The sequence below is a fragment of the Enterobacter sp. 198 genome (genome assembly GCF_009025585.1).
GTDB classification, from domain to species: Bacteria; Pseudomonadota; Gammaproteobacteria; order Enterobacterales; family Enterobacteriaceae; genus Enterobacter; species Enterobacter ludwigii.
In genome coordinates, this window is record NZ_WCIM01000021.1 from 21,729 (window position 1) to 46,509 (window position 24,781).

At 54.6% G+C, this 24,781-nt stretch carries 21 protein-coding genes and 2 pseudogenes; 12 read left to right on the top strand and 11 right to left on the bottom strand.

From position 1 onward, the window contains the following. Positions 1-205: 205 nt before the first annotated feature. A complete protein-coding gene (locus tag F8561_RS12465) occupies positions 206-952 on the bottom strand; it encodes an SDR family oxidoreductase (protein WP_151887529.1) in 747 nt (248 codons plus the stop codon). 223 nt (positions 953-1,175) lie between these two features. Next, positions 1,176-1,300, bottom strand: a pseudogene (locus F8561_RS24405) (helix-turn-helix domain-containing protein); the annotation flags it as partial. A gap of 225 nt (positions 1,301-1,525) precedes the next feature. Between F8561_RS24405 and F8561_RS12475 the strand changes: the two are divergent. From F8561_RS12475 to asd, 3 genes and pseudogenes are all read left to right on the top strand, one after another. After that, on the top strand, positions 1,526-1,978 hold the full coding sequence (locus F8561_RS12475) for a cyclophilin-like fold protein (protein ID WP_151887530.1): 453 nt from the start codon (positions 1,526-1,528) through the stop codon (positions 1,976-1,978). Between the two features lie 37 nt (positions 1,979-2,015). Beyond that, positions 2,016-2,210 (top strand): annotated as a pseudogene (locus F8561_RS12480) (M3 family metallopeptidase); the annotation flags it as partial. A 234-nt stretch (positions 2,211-2,444) separates the two neighbouring features. After that, a complete protein-coding gene (asd, locus tag F8561_RS12485; protein WP_151887531.1) occupies positions 2,445-3,563 on the top strand; it encodes an aspartate-semialdehyde dehydrogenase in 1,119 nt (372 codons plus the stop codon). 88 nt (positions 3,564-3,651) lie between these two features. Here the strand turns inward: asd and iraP are convergent, their stop codons facing one another. The 3 genes from iraP to F8561_RS12500 all read right to left on the bottom strand — a co-directional run bounded on the left by iraP (position 3,652) and on the right by F8561_RS12500 (position 5,688). After that, positions 3,652-3,987, bottom strand: a complete 336-nt coding sequence (iraP, locus tag F8561_RS12490) for an anti-adapter protein IraP (RefSeq protein ID WP_014169912.1) — start codon at positions 3,985-3,987, stop codon at positions 3,652-3,654. A 135-nt stretch (positions 3,988-4,122) separates the two neighbouring features. Then, on the bottom strand, positions 4,123-5,028 hold the full coding sequence (locus tag F8561_RS12495) for an alpha/beta fold hydrolase (protein WP_049022938.1): 906 nt from the start codon (positions 5,026-5,028) through the stop codon (positions 4,123-4,125). 51 nt (positions 5,029-5,079) lie between these two features. Further along, positions 5,080-5,688, bottom strand: coding sequence for a TetR/AcrR family transcriptional regulator (locus tag F8561_RS12500; RefSeq protein WP_072126414.1), 609 nt, complete (start codon positions 5,686-5,688; stop codon positions 5,080-5,082). 219 nt (positions 5,689-5,907) lie between these two features. On the opposite strand from F8561_RS12500, the gene F8561_RS12505 reads away from it, so the two are divergent. Beyond that, positions 5,908-7,104: an MFS transporter gene (locus F8561_RS12505; RefSeq protein ID WP_151887532.1), complete on the top strand. Its 1,197-nt coding sequence runs from the start codon at positions 5,908-5,910 to the stop codon at positions 7,102-7,104. A 38-nt stretch (positions 7,105-7,142) separates the two neighbouring features. Here the strand turns inward: F8561_RS12505 and F8561_RS12510 are convergent, their stop codons facing one another. Next, the gene (locus F8561_RS12510) at positions 7,143-8,132 is read right to left on the bottom strand and encodes a 2-hydroxyacid dehydrogenase (protein ID WP_014169916.1); all 990 of its coding nucleotides are present in this window, start codon (positions 8,130-8,132) and stop codon (positions 7,143-7,145) included. A gap of 210 nt (positions 8,133-8,342) precedes the next feature. On the opposite strand from F8561_RS12510, the gene F8561_RS12515 reads away from it, so the two are divergent. The 3 genes from F8561_RS12515 to F8561_RS12525 are packed head-to-tail and all read left to right on the top strand — an operon-like array spanning position 8,343 to position 11,501. Next, complete coding sequence (locus tag F8561_RS12515; RefSeq protein ID WP_151887533.1) at positions 8,343-10,982, top strand: YdbH family protein; 2,640 nt, start codon at positions 8,343-8,345, stop codon at positions 10,980-10,982. Then, positions 10,979-11,176: a YnbE family lipoprotein gene (locus F8561_RS12520; protein ID WP_151887534.1), complete on the top strand. Its 198-nt coding sequence runs from the start codon at positions 10,979-10,981 to the stop codon at positions 11,174-11,176. Before F8561_RS12515 ends, F8561_RS12520 begins: the two co-directional genes overlap by 4 nt. 7 nt (positions 11,177-11,183) lie before the next feature. Further along, positions 11,184-11,501: a YdbL family protein gene (locus tag F8561_RS12525; protein WP_014169919.1), complete on the top strand. Its 318-nt coding sequence runs from the start codon at positions 11,184-11,186 to the stop codon at positions 11,499-11,501. Here the strand turns inward: F8561_RS12525 and feaR are convergent, their stop codons facing one another. Further along, positions 11,502-12,410, bottom strand: a complete 909-nt coding sequence (gene feaR / locus F8561_RS12530) for a transcriptional regulator FeaR (protein ID WP_151887535.1) — start codon at positions 12,408-12,410, stop codon at positions 11,502-11,504. It abuts the gene before it with no gap. A 241-nt stretch (positions 12,411-12,651) separates the two neighbouring features. On the opposite strand from feaR, the gene F8561_RS12535 reads away from it, so the two are divergent. Next, positions 12,652-14,151 carry an aldehyde dehydrogenase family protein gene (locus F8561_RS12535; protein WP_063925004.1) on the top strand — a complete coding sequence of 500 codons (1,500 nt, stop codon included), beginning with the start codon at positions 12,652-12,654 and terminating at the stop codon, positions 14,149-14,151. A 41-nt stretch (positions 14,152-14,192) separates the two neighbouring features. Here the strand turns inward: F8561_RS12535 and F8561_RS12540 are convergent, their stop codons facing one another. The 4 genes from F8561_RS12540 to paaZ form a co-directional block, all read right to left on the bottom strand. Beyond that, the gene (locus F8561_RS12540; RefSeq protein ID WP_044858382.1) at positions 14,193-15,299 is read right to left on the bottom strand and encodes a GGDEF domain-containing protein; all 1,107 of its coding nucleotides are present in this window, start codon (positions 15,297-15,299) and stop codon (positions 14,193-14,195) included. A gap of 74 nt (positions 15,300-15,373) precedes the next feature. After that, entirely contained in the window at positions 15,374-17,347 is a 1,974-nt protein-coding gene (locus F8561_RS12545) for an alkyl/aryl-sulfatase (RefSeq protein WP_047744588.1), read from the bottom strand. A 167-nt stretch (positions 17,348-17,514) separates the two neighbouring features. After that, on the bottom strand, positions 17,515-19,791 hold the full coding sequence (tynA, locus tag F8561_RS12550; RefSeq protein ID WP_063156031.1) for a primary-amine oxidase: 2,277 nt from the start codon (positions 19,789-19,791) through the stop codon (positions 17,515-17,517). Positions 19,792-19,956: 165 nt separating this feature from the next. After that, a complete protein-coding gene (gene paaZ / locus F8561_RS12555; RefSeq protein ID WP_063156030.1) occupies positions 19,957-21,996 on the bottom strand; it encodes a phenylacetic acid degradation bifunctional protein PaaZ in 2,040 nt (679 codons plus the stop codon). Between the two features lie 284 nt (positions 21,997-22,280). Between paaZ and paaA the strand changes: the two genes are divergently transcribed. Genes paaA through paaD form a run of 4 tightly spaced genes read left to right on the top strand, consistent with a single transcriptional unit; the run spans position 22,281 to position 24,776 of the window. After that, positions 22,281-23,210: a 1,2-phenylacetyl-CoA epoxidase subunit PaaA gene (paaA, locus tag F8561_RS12560; protein ID WP_014169925.1), complete on the top strand. Its 930-nt coding sequence runs from the start codon at positions 22,281-22,283 to the stop codon at positions 23,208-23,210. An 11-nt stretch (positions 23,211-23,221) separates the two neighbouring features. Further along, positions 23,222-23,509 (top strand): 1,2-phenylacetyl-CoA epoxidase subunit PaaB, encoded by a 288-nt coding sequence (paaB, locus tag F8561_RS12565; RefSeq protein WP_006175064.1) that lies wholly within the window; start codon positions 23,222-23,224, stop codon positions 23,507-23,509. Between the two features lie 8 nt (positions 23,510-23,517). Beyond that, the gene (paaC, locus tag F8561_RS12570) at positions 23,518-24,264 is read left to right on the top strand and encodes a 1,2-phenylacetyl-CoA epoxidase subunit PaaC (RefSeq protein WP_047744591.1); all 747 of its coding nucleotides are present in this window, start codon (positions 23,518-23,520) and stop codon (positions 24,262-24,264) included. Between the two features lie 14 nt (positions 24,265-24,278). Continuing rightward, the gene (paaD, locus tag F8561_RS12575) at positions 24,279-24,776 is read left to right on the top strand and encodes a 1,2-phenylacetyl-CoA epoxidase subunit PaaD (protein ID WP_047744592.1); all 498 of its coding nucleotides are present in this window, start codon (positions 24,279-24,281) and stop codon (positions 24,774-24,776) included. Positions 24,777-24,781: the final 5 nt, after the last annotated feature.

Here is a 24,781-nt window from a genome sequence, read left to right on the forward strand (position 1 = left end):
GTTACGACAAATGCGAACTTCCGCTTTTCGCTCACAACAGACCTTCAGCCTAGCCATCTTGTCCGCTTCGTGCCAGAAGCGGACATTTCTCGCTGTTAGGTGCAGGAAAAATCGTGTTTTTAGGCTTAGGAAAAGGCATATGGGTATGCCGAATCTAAAAGCCTAAATCCTGATAGTTTTTCTCCAGTTGCCGCCACTAAACTAATTACAATTCCTGAGCCGTTGGTCTGAAAATAATTTCACTCACACCAACATCTTCTGGTTCATTAATTGCGAAGGCTACCATGCGTGCAAAGGTTTCTGCTGGTACGCCAACATTTTCAACATAATCCTGGTTTGCAGCCTTAACATCTTTATCCGTTATATGCTCCAGCAGTTCTGTTTTAACAGCACCGGGGGAGACTAGCGTGACGCGAATGTTATGTGCCGCCATTTCCTGGCGCAAACCATCGGTTAATGCACGAACAGCAAATTTTGTCGCCGAATAGACAGCAGAACTCTGGAAGACAAGGTGTGCAGCAACAGATGCGGTGTTAATGATATGACCTGTTTTTTGTGATTTCATATAAGGCAGCACCGCAGCAATCCCGTGTAGAACCCCGCGCAGATTGACATCAATCATCTGATTCCATTCATCGACATTTCCCTGTTCAAGGCGGGAAAGAGGCATCAGGCCGGCATTATTGATAAGAACATCTACACGACCGAATTTGTTGACCGCAGTCTCAATGAGGTTGTTTACGTCATCAAGTTTCGTCACATCGGTTGCGACGGCGATGGCTTCTTTATTCTGCTTTTGGAGCTCACTCGCAATGGCCTCTGTGCGGTCTATTCTCCGCGCAGCCATCACAACCTTTGCTCCTTTTTCAGCAAGATAACGTGCAGCCGCTTCACCCATACCGCTTGATGCGCCCGTGATTACAATTACTTTGCCTATGATGTTATCTGTCATTTTTACTCTTCCTGAATAGGAGATGGGCTGTTGTCACCACTATCAGACTGAGATCAGGTTCGATCTCTTCAGACTTCAGTGACACATTCCTGAACAGGGATAATCTTAGCAGTAGAGCATTAATTCGATAATGCGAATAAATTTATATTGATTATGAGTACAGCTCATTAATTGGAGATTCGTTACGGGTAGTTCGTATGAGCAGGCTGATCTGCAGCCGTTATTCCCACGCCGATATTGCCGGGCTGAGAGCCGGTTGCGCCCCCCTGGTTGAGCCTCCGCACGGGTTAAACTCCCTTCACGGGTGACGGTAATGAAATAAAGGAGGTCATTCAAATTACGTTTCATCGGTGAAATACTCACAAAATATAACTATAGCTTATAAGCCCATTAAGCATTCATTAGCTAGTCAGCATACATCTATCGTGTAGAATTTCCAGTAAGAGAGGAGTCCGGAGAAAAGCATACGGATTTGAACCCATTTGATAAATTGACCTCTTTGTAAAAGCTTATCTAAAATAATCATTGATGCTGCACCTGAAAGGTGCAGCACATTTACGGGAGAGAATCTGGATGAAAAAAATATTATTCCTGTTATTTATTATCATCGCGAGCTTTTTATTCCCGGTTCGTGCCAGTAATTCTTTGCAGCCAGGCAAGGAAGAAGCCGTGACCATTAAAATGACTATCAATCAGCAAACTTTTTACATTGAACTTAAGAATAATCCAGCCGCACAGGAATTTATTGAACAGCTTCCCCTGACTCTAACGATGGAGGAACTTAACGGGAACGAGAAATTTGCTGATCTGCCCCGTCCCTTACCGACCCGCCAGGTCAAACCTGGAACCATTAATCAGGGCGATCTCATGTTATATGGCCATCGTACCCTGGTACTTTTTTATGAGACCTTTCAGACAAACTACGGATACACACCCGTTGGCAGAATAATAGCGCCAGAAAATCTTGGTAAAATTGCAGATGAAAAAGAAGTAATAGCAAGGTTTACCACAGATAAAAAAGGTTGATCTGTATTATCAAACACTGAATCTGGATTACCTATAGACGCAAATGCTGGCAGACGATGGCTATCAGTGGCTTGTCGAGCAGGGTGGTTTGACCCGCGAAAACGGACAGACATTCCGCGAGGTGATTTTGTCGCGCGGGAGCAGTAGTGATTGAGCTGAACTTTACCGCCAGTGGCGTGGGCACGATCCGAGGATTGAACCGATGCTGGAGAATCGTGGATTGAGTGCGTAGCGCTTATTCAGGTCAGAAACCAAACCGGGCGTGATGCCCGGTTTTTGTTTGATTATGTCTTACCCACAACTTTAATTATTTATGCCGTGTAAAAGGTATAAAAATTTCTGATGCCGTATGAAACATTTTAATAATTGCCGAATATGATGTAATTCGTAATGACCATTAATGTGGGATGAGATATAACATGTTTTGAAAAATTAACATTCTCATAACGTCATTAAGGTTAAGCAAATGAAGCAGGTTGGTATTGTTGGTTGGCGAGGAATGGTGGGCTCTGTTTTGTTACAAAGAATGGTCGAAGAGAACGACTTCGACAATATTTCCGCGCATTTTTACAGTACTTCCAGTGCAGGTGCCGCTGGTCCCGTCATTGGTGGCGTCAACCACACACTCAAAGATGCTAATTCTATTAGCGCCCTGGCCGAAATGGATATCATCATAACCTGTCAGGGCGGGGATTATACCAAAGCAATTTATCCTGAGTTGATTAGTCATGGCTGGCAAGGCTACTGGATTGATGCGGCCTCAGCGCTCCGGATGGATGAAAAAGCCTGCATTATTCTCGACCCGGTTAACCGCACAAATATCGATCATGCCATCAAAGAGGGAATTAAACTTTTTGTTGGGGGCAATTGTTCCATTACGCTGAGTCTTATGGGACTGTCAGGCTTAATTAAAGCTGACCTGATAGAATGGATGAGTGTGATGACCTATCAGTCTGCATCCGGAGCGGGTGCTAAATATGTCCGGGAATTAATTGCTCAAAGCGCTTATATCAGTAAACATTTATCTTCTGATGAGCTGGAATCCTCAGGTTCAGTGCTTCCTTTAGTCAATAAAGTGAGTGAATTAATTAACAGTGCTAACATGCCCATCCAGAATTTCGGCGCGCCTTTAATGGGCAATATTATTCCATGGATTGACAGCGATTTAGGGGATGGTAATAGCAGAGAAGAATGGAAGGGTGAGGCAGAAACGAACAAAATTCTTGGTCTCTCTCCGGGTACGATTGCAGTAAATGGCTTGTGTATTCGGGTCGGTGTGATCCGTTGCCATAGTGCTGCAATAACCCTGAAGCTCAAGCGTGAAGTCAGCGAAGAAGAATTTGCAGAGCTTGTGACGCATTCCCATCCATGGGTTAACTATGTGCCCAATAATAAGGATGACAGTGTCAGTAAATTGACTCCCGCTAACATTAGCGGTTCGCTGCAGGTGGGTATTGGCCGTTACAAGAAAATGTCGCTTAACAATGACCCTATATACTCGGTTTTGACGGTCGGCGATCAGCTGTTGTGGGGCGCTGCGGAACCCTTGCGACGGATGTTGAATATTCTGCTTGGTAAAGTCTAATCACGCTCACACGGTCATGGCGCGCTGCGCGTAAGGCGTGGGTTTAACGAGAAGCTGGAGACTGAACTCCAGCCTCTAGGAATGGGTTTCAATCTGAGGCCGTTTCGCCTGGGGCTTCCTTTAACGACTCGATACTTATCTCTGAGTCATTAGTTTCGAGTAGCTGGGTTAATAAAATCAGGTTATTGAATTCGTTCAGTAACATTTCAGCGTCGGATTTGAGCGGCGTATCTGCTGCTTCAAGCGCCGCGTTGATCGCTTTTCTGACATTCTCGAGCATTTCGTTCATACCGCCATTTTTACCAATGGTCAGTAACAACGCGCCTATCAACAAAGACTGTGCTTCTACTTTGGCCGCCAGCTCTTTAGCTTCAGCGTCCATTTTGGAAATTTTTGCGATAACACTGAGTATCAAGTTTTTCATAATGCCCCCTTATTTTCTTTGCGAGATTAACTCCTTAATAAATTTTGAGCGAGGTTTATTTTATGGCGACAGCAATTGTCTTTGTTGATGAAGCAGGGCACGGTGCCAGCAGTGATCAACACCGTGCGCTTCCTGTTAACGGAAGAAGTCTGCCAGGGCCTCACTCAGGGCCTGAGGTTGTTCATCCGGAATGAAATGACCGCAATGAGCAAGCGTAATGCCACTCACCGTCTCTGCAAACTGGCGAAGCGGGGCAGCCATATCGGCAATCGAACCCTGATCGGCACTGACGGCCAGCAGCGGCACCCGAAGTTTTTGCGTTTCAGCCAGCGTCCGGTTCTGAACAGCGGAGACCGCCGCTTCTCTGTAAGGGGCCAGCCCGGCACGCAGCGCGCCGTTTTGCTGCATCAGGCGGACATACCGGGCGATATCCGCATCGCTAAAGGCCATCGGACTGGCGGTTTTTCGCCGCAGGAACCATTCGAGGTAAATCTCTTCACGCCCGCTAATTAAGGCTTCCGGCAGGTCGGGGAGAAGATGAAACGCGAAGTGCCAGGTTTTCCAGGCTTTTTCTGGCGTCGCGGGCAGGGCGTCCGGCAAAGTAATACCCGGGATACCGGCATCAAGCAGAGCCAGCTTGATTACCTGCTGTTCATAACGCAGGGCATACGGCCAGGCAACCCATGCACCTACATCGTGGGCGGCCAGGTAATGTCTTGTGATCCCGAGTGTCTGCACCAGCCCAAAAACCGAACTGGCAAGCGTAAGGGTATCGTAGCCAGACTGTGGCTTATCGGAGTCGCCCTGGCCCGGGAGGTCGAGTGCAATGATATCGTAACGATCGGCTAAAAGAGCCATCACCTTATGCCAGGCAAACCCGCTTTGCGGGAAGCCTGCAAGCAGCACGATTGTTTCACCTTGCGTCTGTCCGCCTCTGACATAGTGCAGACGAACCCCATCAACCGTTGAGTAATAGTGCGCAAAATCGGGCAAGCCCGCGACAGGCTGCGACCACGGAAGGGGGATTGAATTCTCAGACATGACTACCTCCAGCTATTTAGGAAATGATCATTTCCTTTATGGATAAATTTTTTAGGCGAGTAGCGCCATCACCGTCTCTACCAGCCGTTCGCGTGCCGGTAATTCTCCGGCTTTGCCCGCCACACGCATGCCCAGGACCAGGCACAGCAAAACGCCGCTCAACGCCTGCGCGTCGTGTCGCGAATTAACTGAACCGTCATGCATACCCTGTTCGATCAGCTGGAGGATCGCGTGCTGATTTCGCGCAAGCGCGCTCTGCACCAGCCCGGCAATTTCGCCGTCAAACTGGCTGAGTTCAAGGGTGCTGCCGACCACCAGGCAGCCGCGGCGTCCTTCGACAGCGCTGGCCGATTCAAGATAAAAGTTCAGCAGCTCGGCTATTTTGGCCCGGCCATCAGGTTGTCGCGCCAGACGCTCGCGCAACGATTGATTGCGCAGGGAGGTATAACGCGCGAATACCTGCAGGAACAGGCCACGTTTATCGTGAAAGGCTTTATAAATACTGCCCGCAGTGAGCTGCATCGCGTCGCTCAGGTCACTTATCGACGCGCTGTGGTAACCCTTTTCTCTGAATACCGGCATCGCCAGATCCAGGGCCGCATCGAGATCAAACTGCCGCGGACGTCCGCGCTCGCGTGCGTTCTGTAGCTTCTCAGACATTGTGTTCATCATTTAGGAAACAATCGATTCCTAAATACTCCCATAAATGGGCGTATCTGGAAAGCGTGAAGTTCTATAAAAAGAGTTTGCCGCGGCAGAAGAGTGGAGAGGTCATTTTAGCTTCAACACGCTCCGGTATACTGCATCGTGATTTTAACAGGGCGTCGAACGTACAGGCCGTCGCTAACAGAGCCAGCCAATATGCAAAAGGCAGGAAGTATGTCTCTTCGTTCACTGCGGGCGTTGTGCCTGACAAGTTTTTTCATTGCTGATGTTCGCGATGGCCTCGGGCCCTTTCTCGGCATCTTCCTGACGGAACGTCACTGGACCCCGGATGATATCGGCATCCTGATGACCGCCGGGGGGCTGGCGGGATTACTGGCAACGCTGCCGGCGGGATTTATTACGGATACCTCCCGCAATAAGCGTTCGGTTCTGGCACTGCTTTGTATCGCCATTACGCTGAGTACGCTGCTGCTCTGGTTTAGTCAGCAGAGCGGCGTCGTCGCCGTCTCGCAAATTATCACCGGTATCTGCGCGGCGTTTGTGGGGCCACTGATTGCGGGTATTACGCTGGGTCTGACGGGCCCGAGCGGGTTTAGCGCGCAGATGGGGAAGAACGAGGCGTTCAACCACGCCGGCAATTTCCTGACGGCGGTGATTGCAGGCGGCATTGCCTGGTTCTGGGGCGTCGGGGGCATTTTCCTGCTGATGACCTGTACGACGCTTCTGACGTTGTGCGCGCTGCTTGCCATTCGTCATACAGATATCGACAACGATGCGGCGCGGGGGCTGACCTCTTCAGACCGTCAACCGGTCCCCGGCGTCGCGGTGCTGATTAAAAACCGGGCGCTGTTGATAACCGGGCTGACGCTGCTGCTGTTCCATCTGGCCAATGCCGCACTGCTGCCGATGCTGAGCATGAGGGTTGCTGCGGCACCGGCAACCATCAATCCCGGATTATTTGCGGCGGCCACCGTCATCATTTCTCAGGCGGTGATGATCCCCGTCGCCATGGGGGTGGCAGGCCGAATTGAGCGCTACGGTTACTGGCGTTTCATCATGCTGGCCCTGCTGATCATGCCCGTTCGGGCGGCACTGGCAGCCTCCACAGACGCCCCGTTGATGATGATCCCGGTACAAATTCTTGATGGTCTGGCCGCGGGGATTCTGGGCGTTGTCGTGCCGTCGTTTATCGTGGTGCTGTTGCGCGGGAGTGGGCACGTGAATGCCGGGCAGAGCGTGGTAATGCTGATGCAGGGTGTCGGGGCAGCAATGAGCCCGGCGTTAACCGGCACGATTGCCGGTCATTACTCTTTTGCGACGGCCTTTAGCGTGCTCAGCGCCATTGCGCTGCTGGCTGTCCTGCTCTGGTGGCGCTTTGCTCACCGGCGCTGGACACCAGACCGGGCGTAGCTGGCCGGGCAGGGCAGAGCCGCACCCGGCATATAGATTTACACGATAGCGTTAGGGCACTCTTCACCCTTTTCCAGCTGCTGCAAGTTCCCCAGCGTGGTTTCTGAAATGCTGATCAGCGCTTCGGCAGTCAGAAACGCCTGGTGTCCGGTGAACAGGACGTTATGGCAGGCAGACAGACGGCGGAATACGTCGTCCTGGATCACGTCATTAGATTTGTCTTCAAAGAACAGATCGCGCTCATTCTCATACACGTCCATCCCCAGCGCGCCAATCTTCTGGGTCTTCAGCGCTTCAATAGCGGCCTGGGAATCAATCAACCCGCCGCGGCTGGTGTTGATGATCATCACGCCATCTTTCATCTGGTCAAACGCCGCCTGGTTGAGCAGGTGGTAGTTTTCCGGCGTCAGCGGGCAGTGCAGGGAGATAACGTCAGACTGTGAAAACAGCGTCGGCAGGTCGACATATTCCACGCCCAGATCCAGCGCGGCAGCGCTTGGGTACGGATCAAACGCCAGCAGACGCATACCAAACCCTTTCAGAATGCGCAGGGCGGCGACGCCAATTTTACCAGTACCGATAACGCCCGCGGTTTTACCGTACATGGTAAAGCCGGTCAGCCCTTCCAGAGAGAAGTTGGCGTCACGGGTACGTTGATAAGCACGGTGAATACGACGGTTCAGCGACATCATCATACCGATGGCATGTTCCGCGACCGCTTCCGGAGAATATGCCGGGACGCGGACCACCTTCAGTCCCAGCTCTTTTGCGGCATCAAGATCCACGTTGTTGAAGCCAGCGCAGCGCAGGGCGATATATTTCACGCCCTGTTTTTTCAACTCTTCCAGCACCGGACGGCTGCCATCATCATTCACAAAAATGCAAACGCCTTCACAGCCGTGCGCCGTTTTGGCGGTTTTTTCGGACAGCAGAAAGTCGAAAAATTCAAGCTCAAACCCGTAAGCCTCGTTAACATGTTGCAGATACTTTTTGTCGTACTGCTTTGTGCTATATACCGCGAGTTTCATAAGACTTTCTCCAGTGATTTTGCATTCACGTTAGCATGATTAAAATTATCTTACAATTTCTGAAATATTATTGAATTCAATAAGTTCTATCAATTATTTTAGAGCATCTATCCTTAAATTTGGCATTCTCTTCAACTGACTGGCTAAACATGCGACAATGATCGGCACTGTCGGCTTAATTCTTTCGCTAAATCAGGATATTAACTGCCCATGAGGGGTACATACAAAGCCGCAATCGCGCTCTTACTGCTGTTCATTCTGGTGCCGCTGACGCTGCTGATGACCCTTGCCCAGTGGGTACCAACCCTTGCCGGGATCTGGCTTCCAGTCGGGACACGCATCGCCTTTGAACAAAGTCCCAGACTCACGCGTCATGCCCTGATTATCCCCGATCTTCGCTATCTTGTGGATGACTGCGAAATTGCCCGAGTCGATAACGCGACCCTGTCGCACCCCAGCCGCTGGAAACTGGATGTCGGCGCGCTCGAACTGAACTCCGTTTGCCTCAATAAAATTCCCCAGTCCGCACCGTCCACGGTAGCGCCCAAAACGCTGGCACAGTGGCAGGCGGTGTTACCGAATACCTGGCTTACTGTCCATCGTCTGACGCTCTCGCCCTGGCAGCAGTGGCAGGGAGAACTTCAGGCGTCGCTGACGCCCGCGCGTCAGGAGATTGCCTACAAAGGTGAGCAGGTTAGCATTAAAGGGATGCTCCGCGGTCAGACCCTCTCTGTCACCCAGTTTGATGTACAACTTCCCGACCAGCCACAGCCGATAAAACTGGTGGGACAATTCACCCTGCCGCTGGTGCCGGACGGCGTGCCGGTTAAAGGCCATGCGGTTGCGACCTTTAACGTGCCACAGTTAACCTCGCTGGTCGATGCCGATCTCGACTGGGAAGCCAATCAGGGGCAACTGGTGGTCATGGCGCGGGATAACCCCGATCCGCTGCTCGATCTGCCGTGGCAAATAACCGCGGAACAGCTGAATATCAGTGACGGACGCTGGAACTGGAACCTTTCCGGCATGCCGCTGAACGGGCGCGTTGGCCTTCGTGTCGATAACTGGCAGGCGGGGCTTGAGAAAGCGACCCTGACCGGGCGTCTGAATGTGCTCACTCAAGGGGATGCGGGGAAGGGCAACGCGGTGCTGAATATCGGACCGGGCAGGCTCAGCATGGAACAAAGCGACATGCCGCTTCATCTGAGCGGCGAGGCGAAACATAACGACCTGGTGCTCTATGCCAGACTGCCGGCAAAACTGACCGGAAGCCTGTATGAACCGCAGCTCTCCTTTGAGCCGGGCGCGCTGCTGCGCTCACGTGGTCGCATTATCGATTCACTGGATATTGATGAAATTCGCTGGCCGCTGGCGGGCGTCAGGCTGACCCAAAAGGGTGTCGATGGACGCCTGCAGGCCATTTTGCGGGCACACGAGAACGAGATGGGTGATTTTGAACTGCATCTGGATGGCCAGGCCAGTGACTTTTTACCCGACAACGGCCTGTGGCAGTGGCGCTACTGGGGCAAAGGGGGCTTCACCCCAATGAATGCGCGCTGGGATGTTGCCGGAAAAGGCGAATGGCGCGACAAACTTATTGAGCTGACCGCGCTTTCAACCGGTTTCGACCAGCTCAAGTACGGTGCCATGGAGGTCAGTAAACCACGTCTGGTGCTGGATAACCCGGTGCGCTGGTATCGCGATCCTGACAAGCCGACGTTCAGCGGAGCGCTGTCGCTGAATGCCGGGCAAACCCGTTTCAGCGGCGGCAGCGTATTGCCGCCGTCGGTGCTGACCTTCAGCGTAGACGGAACAGACCCGACACTGTTCCAGTTCAAGGGCGATCTGCATGCTGATGCTATCGGACCGGTACAGGTGAACGGACGCTGGGACGGGGAACGCCTTCGCGGGCAGGCCTGGTGGCCGAAACAATCCCTCACCGTGTTCCAGCCGTTGATCCCGCCAGACTGGAAAATGACGCTGCGTGACGGCGAACTGTATGCGCAGGTGGCCTTCTCGGCAGCCGCGGGTCAGGGCTTTGAGGCGGGCGGTCACGGCGTACTGAAAGCCGGTAGCGCCTGGATGCCAGACAACCAGATCAACGGCGTCGACTTTGTCCTGCCGTTCCGGTTTAGTGAGGGCACCTGGTCGCTGGGAACGCGCGGCCCGGTAACCTTACGGATTGGCGAGGTGGTAAACCTGGTGACCGCGCGGAATATCACGGCGGACCTGCAGGGTGACTACCCCTGGAGTGAGGCGAACCCGCTTTTGCTCACCAATGTGAAGGTGGAAACCCTCGGCGGAAAAATCACCATGCAGCAGTTGAGGATGCCGCAACACGATCCGGCGCTGTTGCGGGTAGACAATATCTCCTCCAGCGAGCTGATCAGCGCTGTTAATCCGAAGCAGTTTGCGATGTCTGGCCCGGTGAGCGGGGCGCTGCCGTTCTGGCTGGACAATGAAAAATGGATCATCAAAGATGGCTGGCTGACCAACCCCGGCCCGATGACGCTGCGTATCGATAAAGACACGGCGGACGCCATCGTAAAAGATAATATGGTGGCGGGCGCCGCAATTAACTGGCTGCGCTATATGGAAATTTCTCGCTCGTGGACAAGAATCAATTTAGATAATCTGGGTGAATTAACCATGCAGGCGACCCTTAAGGGAACCAGTCGGGTAGAGGGTAAAAGCAGCTACGTTAATCTGAACTATACCCATGAAGAGAATGTCTTTACCCTCTGGCGCAGCCTGCGTTTTGGAGACAACCTGCAAACCTGGTTTGAGCAACACGCGGCAATACCTGGTATCCGCAGTTCGACTGGCAAGGAAAGTGAGGAACAACAATGAAAAAGATGGCTGGTGTGCTCACCGTTGCCGTTGCCGTTGCCGCGCTACTGACCGGCTGTACGCCGCGCATTGAAGTCGCCGCGCCGAAGGAGCCGATTACCATCAATATGAATGTCAAAATCGAACATGAGATCCACATTAAGGTCGATAAAGACGTTGAAACCCTGCTGAAATCACGCAGCGATCTGTTCTGAGGATGCCATGAAACGATTAGCTCTGATGTTACTGGCGCTCGGCATGAACGTGCAGGCGGCAACGCTGACCTTAAATGACGCCCGGACGCAGGGGCGCGTGGGGGAAACCCTGAGCGGTTATCTTGCGCCAATCAAACAGGATGCGGAAACCCTGGCGCTGGTCAATCGCATTAACGCCGCGCGCACGGAAAGCTATCAGAAGCTGGCTGACAGCAACAATCTGCCGGTGGATGAAGTGGCGAAAATGGCAGGGCAAAAGCTGGTTGCCCGCGCCCAGCCGGGCGAGTACGTGAAAGGCATCAACGGGAAATGGCTGAAGAAGTAGTTAGCGAAAGCGCTTACGATATTCGCCAGGCGAGACGCCAAAACGCTGCTTAAAGGCGGTTGAAAAATGGCTGTGGTCGGAAAAGCCCCAGCTGTAGCCAATGCCCGCCAGCTTTTCATCATCGCTGGCGGAGCGCAACACTTGTGCGCACAGGTCGAGACGGCGGTTTTTAATGTACTGGGCGACCACCAGCCCCTTATCAGCAAACATGCGGTAGAGGCTTCGCACCGACATCCCGCTCTGTGCAGCAATCCATTCCGGTCGCAGTGATTCAGACTGAATATGATCGTCAATCAATGACAGCACATTGCGGAACAGGCGTTCTTTACGTGGCTGAGCCACGTCGCGCTGCTGGAACGCGGGGCGAAGCAGACAGATCATCGCTTCCAGCGCCGCTTCACTCTCCCGGTCACTCAGATCGGCATTCCCCATACTTTCCATCAGCAGGTGGTGGCTTAACTGAACGGTGGGCAGCGTGCGCGAAAGGGTGAGCGCGCAGTTTACCTCCTGAAAACGACACTGTTGCTCAATAATCTGGCGCGGAACCAGCAGCGAAATCTGGCGGGATTTTTCATGCCAGGCAATGGAGCACGGGCGGGAAGCATCAAGCAGCGTGATATCGCCGGTCTTCAGCACCGCGCGGCGGTCGTCCTGTTCAATCTCCGCGCTGCCTTCCAGCTGAAATACGGTGTAGAACCAGGCATCGTTACTGTCGTTAATCTCATGGCGGGATCGGAACAGGTTAACGCCACCTGCGGTTACGGTGCTTAACTTCAGGCTACGGGCATAGCTGGTTTCCAGCTCGCCGACGAATTTCCCCTCCAGCGGACGCGCATTAAAACGCCCGCAGACCTGGTTAATTTGTGCCAGCCACTGTTGATACTGTTCCTCTTCGCTTGCACACGCCATCGCTTATCTCGCTGCACCGTCAATGTTTTTGCATTGTTGCATTTGTGTTGCATTTTGTCAGAGCTATGAGGCTGACTATAGGAAAGAACACTCACCGGTAACAGCGTTATAAGACGGAATTATCACGATTTGCGGAGCCTGTCACAGGTGGCAAAGCGAATGTCACAGAGACAAAAGCGAGAATCCAAAACCCCTCTTAGACTGCATTAACACCCTGCGAATAAAAACGAAGGAGTACCCTATGTCTGAATCTCAGGTAGCCGTTCAGCCTGCCGTACAGCAGTTTTTAGACCGACATCATGGCCTGTGGATTGAAGGGCGTCAGGCCGCGTCGGACAGTGAAAAGCGGCTCAATGTCTATAACCCGGCAACGGGCGACGTCATCGCTTCCACCGCCGATGCCAGCGTTGATGATGTCGACCGCGCCGTGATGTCCGGCTGGCGTGCGTTTGTTGCCCGTAGCTGGGCCGGAAAATTACCGGCGGAGCGTGAGCGTATCCTGCTGCATTTCGCCGATCTGGTTGAGCAGCACAGCGAAGAGCTGGCCCAGCTTGAGACGCTGGAGCAGGGGAAATCCATTCATATCTCCCGCGCCTTTGAAGTGGGCTGCACCCTGAACTGGATGCGCTATACCGCAGGGCTTACCACGAAAATTGCCGGTAAAACCCTCGACCTCTCCATCCCCTTACCGCAGGGGGCCCGCTATCAGGCGTGGACGCGCAAAGAGCCGGTTGGCGTGGTGGCCGGGATTGTGCCGTGGAACTTCCCGCTGATGATCGGGATGTGGAAAGTCATGCCTGCGCTGGCGGCGGGGTGTTCCATTGTCATTAAGCCTTCAGAAACCACGCCGCTCACCATGCTGCGCGTGGCGGAACTGGCAAGTGAAGCGGGCATCCCCGACGGGGTGTTTAATGTGGTCACGGGAAGCGGTGCGGTGTGCGGTGCCGCGCTGACCTCACATCCGCATATTGCCAAAGTGAGCTTTACTGGCTCAACGGCGACAGGCAAGCAAATTGCCCGCGCGGCGGCGGATACGCTCACGGGGGTGACGCTGGAGCTGGGGGGTAAAAACCCGGCTATCGTGCTGAAAGATGCTGACCCGGCCTGGGTAATTGAAGGCCTGATGACCGGCAGTTTCCTGAACCAGGGGCAGGTTTGTGCGGCGAGCTCCCGTATCTATATTGAAGCGCCGCTGTTTGACACGCTGGTCAGCGGGTTTGAACAGGCGGTGAAATCCCTGAGCGTCGGGCCGGGCATGTCGCCGGAGGCGTTCATCAACCCGCTGGTCTCGCGCGCGCACTGCGATAAAGTGCAGACCTTCCTCGACGAGGCAAAATCGCGCAATGCGGAGTTGATCACCGGTAACCGGGGGCCGGATGGCAACGGTTATTACGTGTCGCCGACGCTGGTGGTGAACCCGGATGCCGCGCTGCGACTCACCCGCGAAGAAGTGTTCGGCCCGGTGGTCAACTTGGTGCGCGTCGCGGATGGCGAAGAAGCGCTGGCGCTGGCCAACGACACCGAATATGGGCTGACGGCCAGCGTCTGGACGCAAAATATCAGCAAGGCGCTGGAATACACCGACCGGCTGCAGGCGGGAACCGTCTGGGTGAACAGCCATACGCTGATCGACGCCAACCTGCCGTTTGGTGGCATGAAGCAGTCCGGCACCGGGCGCGATTTCGGCCCGGACTGGCTGGATGGCTGGTGTGAAACCAAATCGGTATGTGTACGGTATTAAAACAAAGCGTGTCGGGCTGGCGCAACGTCCACCCGACACGGCTATCGTGACCAGCGGTCCCGTCCGGCCGCTTTCGCCCGGTACAGCGCCTCATCGGCGCGGGCGATAATCTCCGTCCCCGCCAGTCCCTCTGCCATTCCTGCAATGCCCATGCTTACGGTGACGTGATCGCTGACTTTTGAGGCATCGTGCGCTATCGCTTCCGCGCGCAGGCCGTCCTGAATACGCATGGCAACTTTTTCGGCTGTGTTTTCCGGGCAATCAAAGAGGATCACCACAAACTCTTCACCGCCGTAGCGAGACACGACATCGTCCGGTGTTCGCACCGACTGCCGGAGCACCTGCGCCACGCGGGTCAAACATTCGTCACCGGCCTGATGACCATAGGTGTCGTTGTAAAGTTTGAAATAATCTATATCCAGCATAATCAGCGAGAAGGCTTTTTTCTGCTCAACGGCATTCTCCAGCACCACTTCCATCTTGCGACGGTTGGCGGTCTGGGTTAACGGATCCTGATGCGCCAGCGCTTCCAGCCGCGAAATCAACAGCTGGTTTTGCTGGTTACGTCGCCAGGCCTCATCAAACCAGCTTATCAGGATGAAACGCCCGCAGAGCAAAATCAGCGTAAAGACGGTCCAGACGGCGGCAAAGTGAAGGTTGACACCATCATTGAGTACCCAGCTTGCGACCGGTAGCGTGACCCAGAGCGGGATCACGAAGGCGAGTAACCCACGGGGGTAAAAGTAGAGCGCCGTCAACCCGGCGAGTAACAGAATCGCGCACAGGGGCCAGACGTGAGGCAGCAACAGATCGGTGATAAACCAGAAACAGGATATCGACCAGATGACGCTACAGAAAAAGAGCACCACGCTGATGCCGGCAATACGTCGCCAGGCCATGATGATTAACGCAGCTGACAGAATAATAATGCCGAACATCGAGGCATCGATAAACTTCAGCAGAGGAAGCGACCGGAGGTAGAGGGGGTCGTCGGGCTTAAGCGAGACGTGGCGCAGCAGGATCATCACGGCGAAGCTGATGTTGACGAATGCCAGCCACGGCAGGTTCATCGCCAGCCCGTGCATGACCATCGCCTGACGCGTCGGCCAGGCAGCCCGCTCTGGCGTCGTTTTTTTTCTTTTTTCCATAAATGCTCTTTACCCTTTCCTGGGAGCAAGTGAAGCAGGAACGGGCGGAAGGACCGCCCGTCTGTTTTGCACCGTTACGGTGTCACAATATTAAACCAGAAATCGAACTTATCCATATAGCCAAGCATAGCGTCCAGTTTGGCACTGTCGCCGCTGATCTTGATATCGCCACTGTCCTGCGCCTGTTTCAGCGTGACTTCTTTCAGGATAATTTTATTCAGGGTATCACGGTTCAGGGTAAGCGTAGCGTCAGCGTCTTTCGCCTCGGCATTTGCCGTGTGGTTCAGCACGCCGTTTTCCAGTTCAAGTTTGTATTTGCCGCCATCGCTGCCCAGATCGATGTTAAACACCGATTTGGCATCGCCGGCTTTTTGGCCATTGATATGAACGGCAAGGTAGTCGAAGAACATCTCTGGCGTCATCGCCCGCACGGTATCCGGGCTGGCGGTGTTCGGGGTCGGGCCTTTCACCACGCCGTTACGCAGCTCTTGCGCGCCGGTCAGGTAGAAGTTGCGCCACGGGCCGGATTCCGCCTGATAACCCAGTTGCTCCAGCGCATCTGCTTCGAGATTACGCGCGGCCTGATTGTTCGGGTCGGCAAACACCACTTTACTCACGACCTGCGCCACCCAGCGATAGTTGCCCTGATCGAAGTCAGTTTTCGCTTTGTTCAGAATGGCCTCCGCGCCGCCCATATACTCAACGAATTTCTTCGCAGCCTCTTCAGGAGGCAGTTCATCCAGCGTGGCGGGATTACCGTCGAACCAGCCCAGATAGAGCACATAGGTGGCTTTAACGTCATGACTGACAGAACCGTAGTAACCGCGGTTAGCCCAGGTATGGGCGAGGGAATCCGGGAGTTTGAAATTAGCGGCGATTTCATCACGCGTCAGGCCTTCATTCGCCATGCGTAACGTCTGGTCGTTGATGTAACGGTAGAGGTCGCGCTGGCTCTTCAGCAGTGTGACGACATTATCATTGCCCCAGGTTGGCCAGTGATGCTGTGCCATGATGATGTCGGCTTTATCGCCCCAGCGCACAATCGCCTGGTTAATATATTTTGACCAGGGCAGCGGTTCACGAATTTTTGCGCCGCGCAGCGAGTAGGTGTTATGCAGCGTATGGGTCACATCCTCTGCGGATTCAATGATTTTTTTCTCTTCGATAAACCAGAGCATTTCTGAAGGTGCTTCAGAGCCGGGGGCCAGCATAAAATCGTAGGTCAGCCCGTCAATGACCTCTTTTTGTCCGTCTTTTTCAATGATGTTAGTCGGTGCGATAAGGGTGACGGTACCGGCGGACGTGGTCGTCCCCAGACCCGCACCCACTTGTCCTTTCGCATCAGGCTTCAGCAGGTTGCCATACATATAACTGGCGCGACGACTCATAACGTTGCCCGCCATGATATTTTCCGCAACCGCCGCCTCCATAAATCCGGAAGGGGCATAAACTTTTACCTTGCCAGCCTTCACGTCTGCTTCATCAACCACACCCCGCACACCGCCATAGTGGTCAACATGACTGTGGGTATAAATCACCGCCACGACCGGTTTTTGGCCGCGATTTTTGTAATAAAGATCCATGCCGACTTTGGCGGTTTCTGCCGAGACCAGCGGGTCAACGACGGTAATCCCTTCTTTGCCTTCGATGATGGTCATATTTGACAGATCGAGATTGCGGATCTGATATACCCCTTCGGTAACTTCAAACAGACCGCTGATATTAATCAGCTGGGATTGACGCCATAAACTGGGGTTTACCGAATCCGGCGATTTATCACCTTCTTTAATAAATGAATACTGTTGGGGATCCCAGATGACATTGCCTTGTTCGCCTTTGATAACGTCCTGAGGAAGTGGAGCGATAAATCCTTTATGGGCATTGGTAAAATCGGTGTTATCGGAGAAAGGAAGCTGGTTAAAAAGGGCATTGTTGGCTTGTTGTGTTGCGGCAGACGCGTCCTTTGGTGCTTCCGCCGCATAAGAGGGACTGTTGGACATGATCATTCCAGCCAGCACGAAACTTCTGACAATCAGATTCAATTTCATTTAAAACCTCTCAGAGAAAGTACTACGTCGTTTGTGAAAACTTCGCGTCCTGGCTGAAAATGTTTCAAAAGATGCAATCGGAATGAGTGGAGTAAAATAACTATAATCAGGATGAGATATTCAGCAAATAAACGAATAAAAAACCGGGCATTACGCCCGGTCTGTTTTTATTTCTGCTCGTCTTTTTTCCTGCCGAGTGTCGGCGTTTCGTCGAAGAAGTTCCACGGTTTGAGCAGGGTATGCACCCATTCCGTTGGCATGATTGGCCACTCTTCGGCGCGCGCGACGTGGGTTGTGCCGGTGGTCATCCAGACGACGTCATCCTGATCGTTTAGCGACTCGTTATCTTTGCTGTATTTGCCAAGCCCCGTATCGTGGGTTGAGCGGTTTGGGAATTTGCCCTCCGGGTACATCTCATCCGGATGGTAACGCGTCACCCACAGCTGTTTATCCATAAAGCTCAGGCGGTGATAGATCCACTCGTCCGGGGCGAACTTCGCGCCGGTCGCCACCGGGTGCGTCCCCCCGGCGTAAGGGATTATCTGATACGAAATTGGGTTCCCCATGCGGTTCTCTTTGCTGGTGTTGCTCAGCAGACGAATGGTGCCCGGGTCAAATTTCTGCGCCGCCTGCTGCTCGGTATCAATAGCGTACTGATTGATCTGCATGGTGCTGGTTCGCGGGCCGCCGGCGGTGTTCGGTTTCACCTGTGGATCCATTGCCACCAGCGTGTTGTTGATGCCATCCACATCCATATCGAGACGGAAGTTATAGATGTGCTGGTGGGTGGTCCCGACGATGTTGTGATCAATTAATGTGCCGTATCGGGTATCGTCTTTGGCAGTAGGGTCATGCATCGTTTTCGCCTGTACGCCTTTCACCGCCTCAATCCCCGTTGCACCGGCATCAATCCCGATGGTGCCATTTTCGTGGAATACCCAGTCGAAAATGTAGTCGTAGTTGCCAACGGTGCTCACCCAGCGAACCACCAGCTCGCGCCGCTCGGTACTGACGTTAGGCTGACCCATCTCCTGGTGTTTATATTCCGGTCCTGCGTAGCGTTCAAAAATGGCGATGGCGCGGGGGATCTCCATCGGCGCACCGGTGTAATCGGCAATGGTTTCATTGAGCATCACGGCGTTGGACGGCACGTCTTTGCCGCGCACCAGCGGAGAGGTCAGGGTGCCCATGCCGTAATCGCCGGAATCCAGATAGGCTTTGAAGTACCAGCCCACGTCAGGGTCACCGTAAGGGACGATCATCCCGCCCAGGGAGCCCTGATACATAATCTGGCGTTTTTTGCCGTTGTCATTGTAAGTGACGGTCGAAATCATTGGGCCCACGCGGGAATCCAGACTCAGATGGAAATCCCAGTTCTGCCAGTGAATCATATCGCCGGTAATGGTGTAGTTTTTGCCTTCCGGCTCAATGATGTCGAGCGGCTTTTTCGGCGTGTTAATGCGGTCACGTCCATCATACGGACGCGGCGTCATCGGCACCGGCACAACGGCACCTTCTTCAATCTTCTGGATCTTCTTCTGCTCAAGGTCGACCACTGCCACCAGGTTCTCAATCGGGTGCGCCCAGTAGTTGCCGTCGCCCACGTCCAGATAGCTCACCACTTTCAGCAGCCGGTCTTCCTGTTTCAGGCCATCTTTGCCGTCGAAATAGCCGACGGTCAGTGGCGTGGTGATCACTTTCTTCGTATCGGTAATGCCGCGCTTTTTCAGAATCTCGGCAAACTCTGCACTCTCGTTGATGATCTGCTGAACGGTCGCAAAATCATCCAGCAGCACCATGCCGTGGGCATCTTTAATGGCGTCCCAGCGCAGGATCTTTTTATCCTTCAGGTCCACCAGACTTTCAATAACGTGTTTCCCGTCCAGCATGGTGATGTTCGCCTGGCGGGGAGAGTCCACCGCCGTGCCGTTGAGCACAAAGTCCCACACTTTGGCTTTCTCGGGTTCGGCCAGGGCTATCTGGGTAAAGCGGGTGTTCGGTTTAAAATCCGCAGAGCCTTTCACAATCTCTACGGCTTGCTTAATTTCGTCAGCCGTTAGCGCATTTAACGGGTGAGGGCGTTTTTCAACCTGGAAGGTCTGGTCGAGACCAGACTGGAATACGTCGTTGATGAAGGTCTCGGAGATGAACGCTTTTTTGCCTTTCATGACCACCGGCACCTGCAGCGTGAGGGTTTTGCCGTTCACAATAGCGGTTTTCGCGCCGGGCTTGACCTTCACATATGCCCCGTCCTTCGCAAGGGTAAACATCTGTGCGTAATCATCCCACTGCACATCGGCGCCAAACGCCTGCAGCGTTTTGTCCATCGGGACCATATGCGCCTCACTGCCGTGTGCGAAAACAGGTGATTGCCAGGCGCAACACAGCGCAACGGCCATAGCCAGTGCCGTTCTACGGGCAGAAAAAGAAGAATTGCTTCCCATCGTAGACCTCATCTTGTTGTGTTTATTGTGTTGTGACAGCCTTATCCTGACAGGCGCCCGAGAAAAGCGTTTGCCTGCATCTGCCAGGTTATTTGTTGGTCTTGCCAGGTTAAAAAAAGACCGGGGCAATATCACACCCCGGTCAACGTGCGAGAGAGGAACGTGTCAGAAGTCGCCGTGCTGGCGCGCCACCAGCGTCAGGATGGAGTAGAGCGCGACCGCCTGCTGGTGCTGGTTAAAGATCTCAACGGCCCATTCGACCACGCCGGTCTGCTTCTCATCGGCGGTCCGTTGTTTCTTCAGCGTTTTACGTTTACAGGTGAGGCGCACCTGAATGGTATCGCCCGGCTTAACCGGTTCGATAAAGCGCAGGTTTTCCATGCCGTAGTTGGCAATCACCGGCCCAACGCCGGCATCAACAAACAGACCCGCCGCGGCAGAGATCAGGAAGTAACCGTGCACCACCCGTTCGCCAAAGATGGATTCTGCCGCGCCGATTTTGTCCATATGGGCGTAGAAGTGATCGCCGCTCAGGCAGGCAAAGTTAACGATATCGGCTTCCGTCAGGGTGCGGCGCGGGGTCAGCAGACTGTCGCCCGGCTGCAGTTCTTCAAAGTATTTCCGGAACGGATGAACGCGATCTTCCTGAACCGCAGCACCCCGTACCCACTGTTTGCCGATGGCGGCAAGCATGGTCGGGCTGCCCTGAATGGCGGTGCGCTGCAGATAGTGCTTCACCGCACGCAGTCCTCCCAGCTCTTCACCGCCACCTGCGCGGCCAGGACCGCCGTGCACCAGCTGCGGCAGCGGAGAGCCGTGTCCGGTGGACTCCCTGGCGGATTCGGCGTTAAGGATCTGAATTCGTCCGTGCGCCCGCGCCGCGCCGGCAATAAACTGGCGGGCGATAGCCGGGTCGGCGGTGACCAGCGTACCGGCCAGACTCCCGCCACCCGCCCGTGCCAGCTGCATCGCGTGGTCTGAATTGCGGGAGGGCATCAGCGTGGCGACTGGCCCGAAGGCTTCGGTGCAATGCACGGCGGGAGTTTCATCTGGCTGTGGGCAGAAAAGCAGCGTCGGCGGGAAGAATGCCCCCGCAGCCTGCAGATCGGCTTTTCCGCCGAGTCTGACCTGGCAACCCGCCGCAATCAACAGATCGACTTTCTCCTGTACGTCCGCGCGTTGCTCGCCGTTCACCAGCGCACCCATCTTCACCCCGTCCTCTGCCGGGTCGCCGACGACCACGTTTTGCAGCCGTGCGATCAGCGCCTGGCTGACGGCATCCATCCGATCCTGAGGCACAATTATGCGGCGGATGGCGGTACATTTTTGCCCTGCCTTGGCGGTCATTTCGCGTACCACTTCGCGAATAAACAGCGCGAATTCTGGCTGTTCCGGCGTCACATCCTCACCCAGAACGCAGCAGTTGAGGGAGTCGGCTTCCATGGTAAAGGGAATGGAATTCGCCACGATATTCGGGTGAATGCGCAGGCTCTGGCCGGTGCTGGCGGAGCCGGTAAAGGTCACCACATCCTGGCTGTCGAGATGATTCAGCAGATCGCCCGCGCCGCCGCAGACAAGGCTGATAGCACCGTCCGGCACCAGACCGCTCTCCACAATCGCTTTCACCATCGCCTGCGCGACCTGCGCGGTAGCGGTGGCGGGTTTGATAATGGCAGGCATCCCCGCAAGCCAGGTGGGCGCCAGTTTTTCCAGCATTCCCCAGCACGGGAAATTAAAGGCGTTGATATGGACCGCCACGCCCGATTTTGACGTCAGTACGTGACGCGCAGCAAAGCCGCCTTCCTTCGACAACGGGATCAGCTCATCTTCCGGCCAGAGTGTGTCATCAGGCAGCTCGCGACTCCCCAGGCTGGCATAGGTGAACAGCGTCCCGATCCCACCCTCAATATCCACCCAGCTATCCGCTCGGGTCGCCCCGGTCTGGGCAGACAGGGCATAGAACGTCTCTTTCTCACTAAGCAGATGTTTCGCCACCGCCTTCAGCATGGCGGCACGGTCGATAAAGGTCATGGCGCGCAGGGCTTCGCCGCCACGCGCGATCGCATAGCGACGTGCATCCGCCATGTCCAGCCCTTCGCTGGTCACGGACCACAGCGCTTCGCCACTGATGGCGTGATGGATAGTACGTTCGCGGCCCCGGCCAGACTGCCAGGCACCGGACAAGAAGCTGGCTAACTGCTGCATCGCTTATCTCCAAGTGTTACGTGATTTCACTATCAATAGTTTAATCATGAATCATAAAAAGCAAGCTGAGTTTTAATGAATTGTTAACATTGTGATCCAGCATAATGAAGCAGAGGGCCGTAAGCCCCGTCGTGCAGGCCTTGTGCAAAAAGCCTTGCGAGCACCATCACAAAATGGGGAAACATTTCTTGGGGTTATATTTAACCTTTGTGTAACTTTTAAGAAATGAAGTGATTCAGTATTTCACTTTAAGTGGTAAATAATAGAATCATAAAGGTGATGACGTGACGCAAGAACAACGCTTTGAGCAGCGCATAGCGCAGGAGACGGCGATTGAGCCTCAGGACTGGATGCCTGATGCCTATCGTAAGACGTTGATCCGCCAGATTGGTCAGCACGCGCACTCCGAAATTGTCGGCATGTTGCCGGAAGGAAACTGGATCACCCGCGCGCCGACGCTGCGCCGCAAAGCGATCCTGCTGGCGAAAGTGCAGGACGAAGCCGGGCACGGTTTGTACCTCTACAGCGCGGCCGAGACGCTGGGCTGCGCGCGGGAAGACATCTACCAGAAGATGCTCGACGGCAAGATGAAATACTCCTCCATCTTCAACTACCCGACCCTGAGCTGGGCGGATATCGGGGTGATCGGCTGGCTGGTGGACGGTGCGGCGATCGTCAACCAGGTGGCGCTGTGCCGTACCTCATATGGCCCCTATGCCCGCGCGATGGTGAAAATCTGTAAAGAAGAGAGTTTCCACCAGCGTCAGGGCTTTGAAGCCTGTATGGCGCTTGCGCAGGGGAGTGACGCCCAGCGCCAGATGCTGCAGGACGCCATTAACCGCTTCTGGTGGCCCGCTCTGATGATGTTCGGCCCAAACGATGACAACTCGCCGAACAGCGCCCGCAGCCTCGCCTGGAAAATCAAACGCTTCGGCAATGATGAACTTCGCCAGCGCTTTGTCGACAACACGGTTCCGCAGGTAGAAATGCTGGGCATGACGGTCCCGGATCCTGACCTGCGTTTTGACGAAGAGAGCGGTCACTACCGCTTTGGCGAGATTGACTGGCACGAGTTTGATGAGGTCATTAACGGGCGCGGTATCTGCAACCACGAACGTCTGGCTGCCAAACGTAAAGCCTGGGAAGACGGGGCGTGGGTGCGTGAAGCCGCACTGGCGCACGCGGAAAAACAACACGCCCGCAAAGTGGCTTAAGAGGAAACACGATGAGCAATGTCTACTGGCCGCTGTACGAAGTGTTCGTACGCAGCAAACAAGGGTTGTCCCACCGTCATGTGGGAAGTCTTCATGCCGCCGACGATCGCATGGCGCTGGAAAATGCGCGTGATGCCTATACCCGTCGCAGTGAAGGCTGCTCTATCTGGGTGGTGAAGGCGAGCGAGATTATCGCCTCTCAACCGGAAGAGAGCGGCGAGTTCTTCGACCCGGCGGAAAGTAAGGTTTACCGCCATCCTACGTTTTACACCATCCCTGATGGCATCGAGCACATGTGAGGTCAGGGATGAAAACATTATCCGCATATGCCCTGCGTCTGGGCGACAACGGTCTGGTGCTCTCCCAGCGTCTGGGCGCCTGGTGTGGTCACGCGCCGGAGCTGGAAATCGATCTCGCGCTCGCCAACATCGGCCTCGACTTGCTGGGGCAGGCGCGCAATTTCCTGACCTATGCCGCAGAGCTGGAAGGTCAGGGCGATGAAGACACCCTGGCGTTTGGGCGTGATGAGCGCCAGTTTCACAACGTGTTGCTGGTGGAACAGCCTAACGGCAGTTTCGCCGACACGCTCGCGCGCCAGTACTTTATGGATGCCTGGAACGTAGCGCTGTATGAACGCCTGACCCACAGCAGCGACAGCCAGCTTGCCGCCATCGCCGCGAAAGCCATTAAAGAGGCGCGCTACCACCTGCGCTTCAGTCGTGGCTGGCTGGTGCGTCTGGGCGACGGAACGGAAATATCTTCACAGCGTATGCAGCAGGCGGTCGACACCCTGTGGCGGTTTACGGCCGAGCTGTTTGAAGCCGATGACGTCGAGCTGGCGTTGATTGCCTCCGGCGTCGCGGTTGATCCGCGCGAGCTTCGTCAGCCGTGGGAGCAGGAAGTGTTTTCCGGTTTGCAGGAGGCCACCCTGAGCGTGCCGTCGGAAGTGGCGTATCGCACGGGGGGCAAGCGCGGGCTGCATACCGAACATCTCGGCCCAATGCTGGCAGAAATGCAGTATCTCCAGCGTGCCCATCCGGGTCAGCAGTGGTAAGTACGGAGGTGAAGATGCAGCGTTTTGCCGGGATTGAACCCGCGGAGATCCCTCAAATCTGGTCACTGTTAAGCCAGATCCCGGACCCGGAAGTGCCGGTGTTAACCATCACCGATTTAGGCATGGTGCGTAGCGTATCGCCGCAGGGCGAAGGCTGGGTTATTGGCTTTACGCCAACCTATTCAGGCTGCCCGGCGACGGAACATTTGCTTGGCGCGATTCGCGAGGCGATGACCGCACACGGCTTTACGCCAGTGCATATTGTGCTTCAGCTCGAACCGGCCTGGACAACCGACTGGATGACGGCGGATGCGCGTAAACGCCTGCGCGCATATGGCATCAGCCCACCGGTGGGCCACAGCTGCCACGCGCATGCCCCGGCCGAGGTGAGTTGCCCACGCTGTGCCAGCACACATACCTCGCTTATCAGTGAATTTGGTTCGACGGCCTGCAAAGCGCTTTATCGCTGCAACGACTGCCGTGAGCCTTTCGACTATTTCAAATGTATTTGAGGTTG

What these genes read in the sequence shown, in the direction of transcription:
- F8561_RS12465 (WP_151887529.1), bottom strand. Translation starts at nt 952, where the DNA reads ATGACAGATAACATCATAGGCAAAGTAATTGTAATCACGGGCGCATCA.
- F8561_RS12475 (WP_151887530.1), top strand. Translation starts at nt 1,526, where the DNA reads ATGAAAAAAATATTATTCCTGTTATTTATTATCATCGCGAGCTTTTTA.
- asd (WP_151887531.1), top strand. Translation starts at nt 2,445, where the DNA reads ATGAAGCAGGTTGGTATTGTTGGTTGGCGAGGAATGGTGGGCTCTGTT.
- iraP (WP_014169912.1), bottom strand. Translation starts at nt 3,987, where the DNA reads ATGAAAAACTTGATACTCAGTGTTATCGCAAAAATTTCCAAAATGGAC.
- F8561_RS12495 (WP_049022938.1), bottom strand. Translation starts at nt 5,028, where the DNA reads ATGTCTGAGAATTCAATCCCCCTTCCGTGGTCGCAGCCTGTCGCGGGC.
- F8561_RS12500 (WP_072126414.1), bottom strand. Translation starts at nt 5,688, where the DNA reads ATGTCTGAGAAGCTACAGAACGCACGCGAGCGCGGACGTCCGCGGCAG.
- F8561_RS12505 (WP_151887532.1), top strand. Translation starts at nt 5,908, where the DNA reads ATGTCTCTTCGTTCACTGCGGGCGTTGTGCCTGACAAGTTTTTTCATT.
- F8561_RS12510 (WP_014169916.1), bottom strand. Translation starts at nt 8,132, where the DNA reads ATGAAACTCGCGGTATATAGCACAAAGCAGTACGACAAAAAGTATCTG.
- F8561_RS12515 (WP_151887533.1), top strand. Translation starts at nt 8,343, where the DNA reads ATGAGGGGTACATACAAAGCCGCAATCGCGCTCTTACTGCTGTTCATT.
- F8561_RS12520 (WP_151887534.1), top strand. Translation starts at nt 10,979, where the DNA reads ATGAAAAAGATGGCTGGTGTGCTCACCGTTGCCGTTGCCGTTGCCGCG.
- F8561_RS12525 (WP_014169919.1), top strand. Translation starts at nt 11,184, where the DNA reads ATGAAACGATTAGCTCTGATGTTACTGGCGCTCGGCATGAACGTGCAG.
- feaR (WP_151887535.1), bottom strand. Translation starts at nt 12,410, where the DNA reads ATGGCGTGTGCAAGCGAAGAGGAACAGTATCAACAGTGGCTGGCACAA.
- F8561_RS12535 (WP_063925004.1), top strand. Translation starts at nt 12,652, where the DNA reads ATGTCTGAATCTCAGGTAGCCGTTCAGCCTGCCGTACAGCAGTTTTTA.
- F8561_RS12540 (WP_044858382.1), bottom strand. Translation starts at nt 15,299, where the DNA reads ATGGAAAAAAGAAAAAAAACGACGCCAGAGCGGGCTGCCTGGCCGACG.
- F8561_RS12545 (WP_047744588.1), bottom strand. Translation starts at nt 17,347, where the DNA reads ATGAAATTGAATCTGATTGTCAGAAGTTTCGTGCTGGCTGGAATGATC.
- tynA (WP_063156031.1), bottom strand. Translation starts at nt 19,791, where the DNA reads ATGGGAAGCAATTCTTCTTTTTCTGCCCGTAGAACGGCACTGGCTATG.
- paaZ (WP_063156030.1), bottom strand. Translation starts at nt 21,996, where the DNA reads ATGCAGCAGTTAGCCAGCTTCTTGTCCGGTGCCTGGCAGTCTGGCCGG.
- paaB (WP_006175064.1), top strand. Translation starts at nt 23,222, where the DNA reads ATGAGCAATGTCTACTGGCCGCTGTACGAAGTGTTCGTACGCAGCAAA.
- paaC (WP_047744591.1), top strand. Translation starts at nt 23,518, where the DNA reads ATGAAAACATTATCCGCATATGCCCTGCGTCTGGGCGACAACGGTCTG.
- paaD (WP_047744592.1), top strand. Translation starts at nt 24,279, where the DNA reads ATGCAGCGTTTTGCCGGGATTGAACCCGCGGAGATCCCTCAAATCTGG.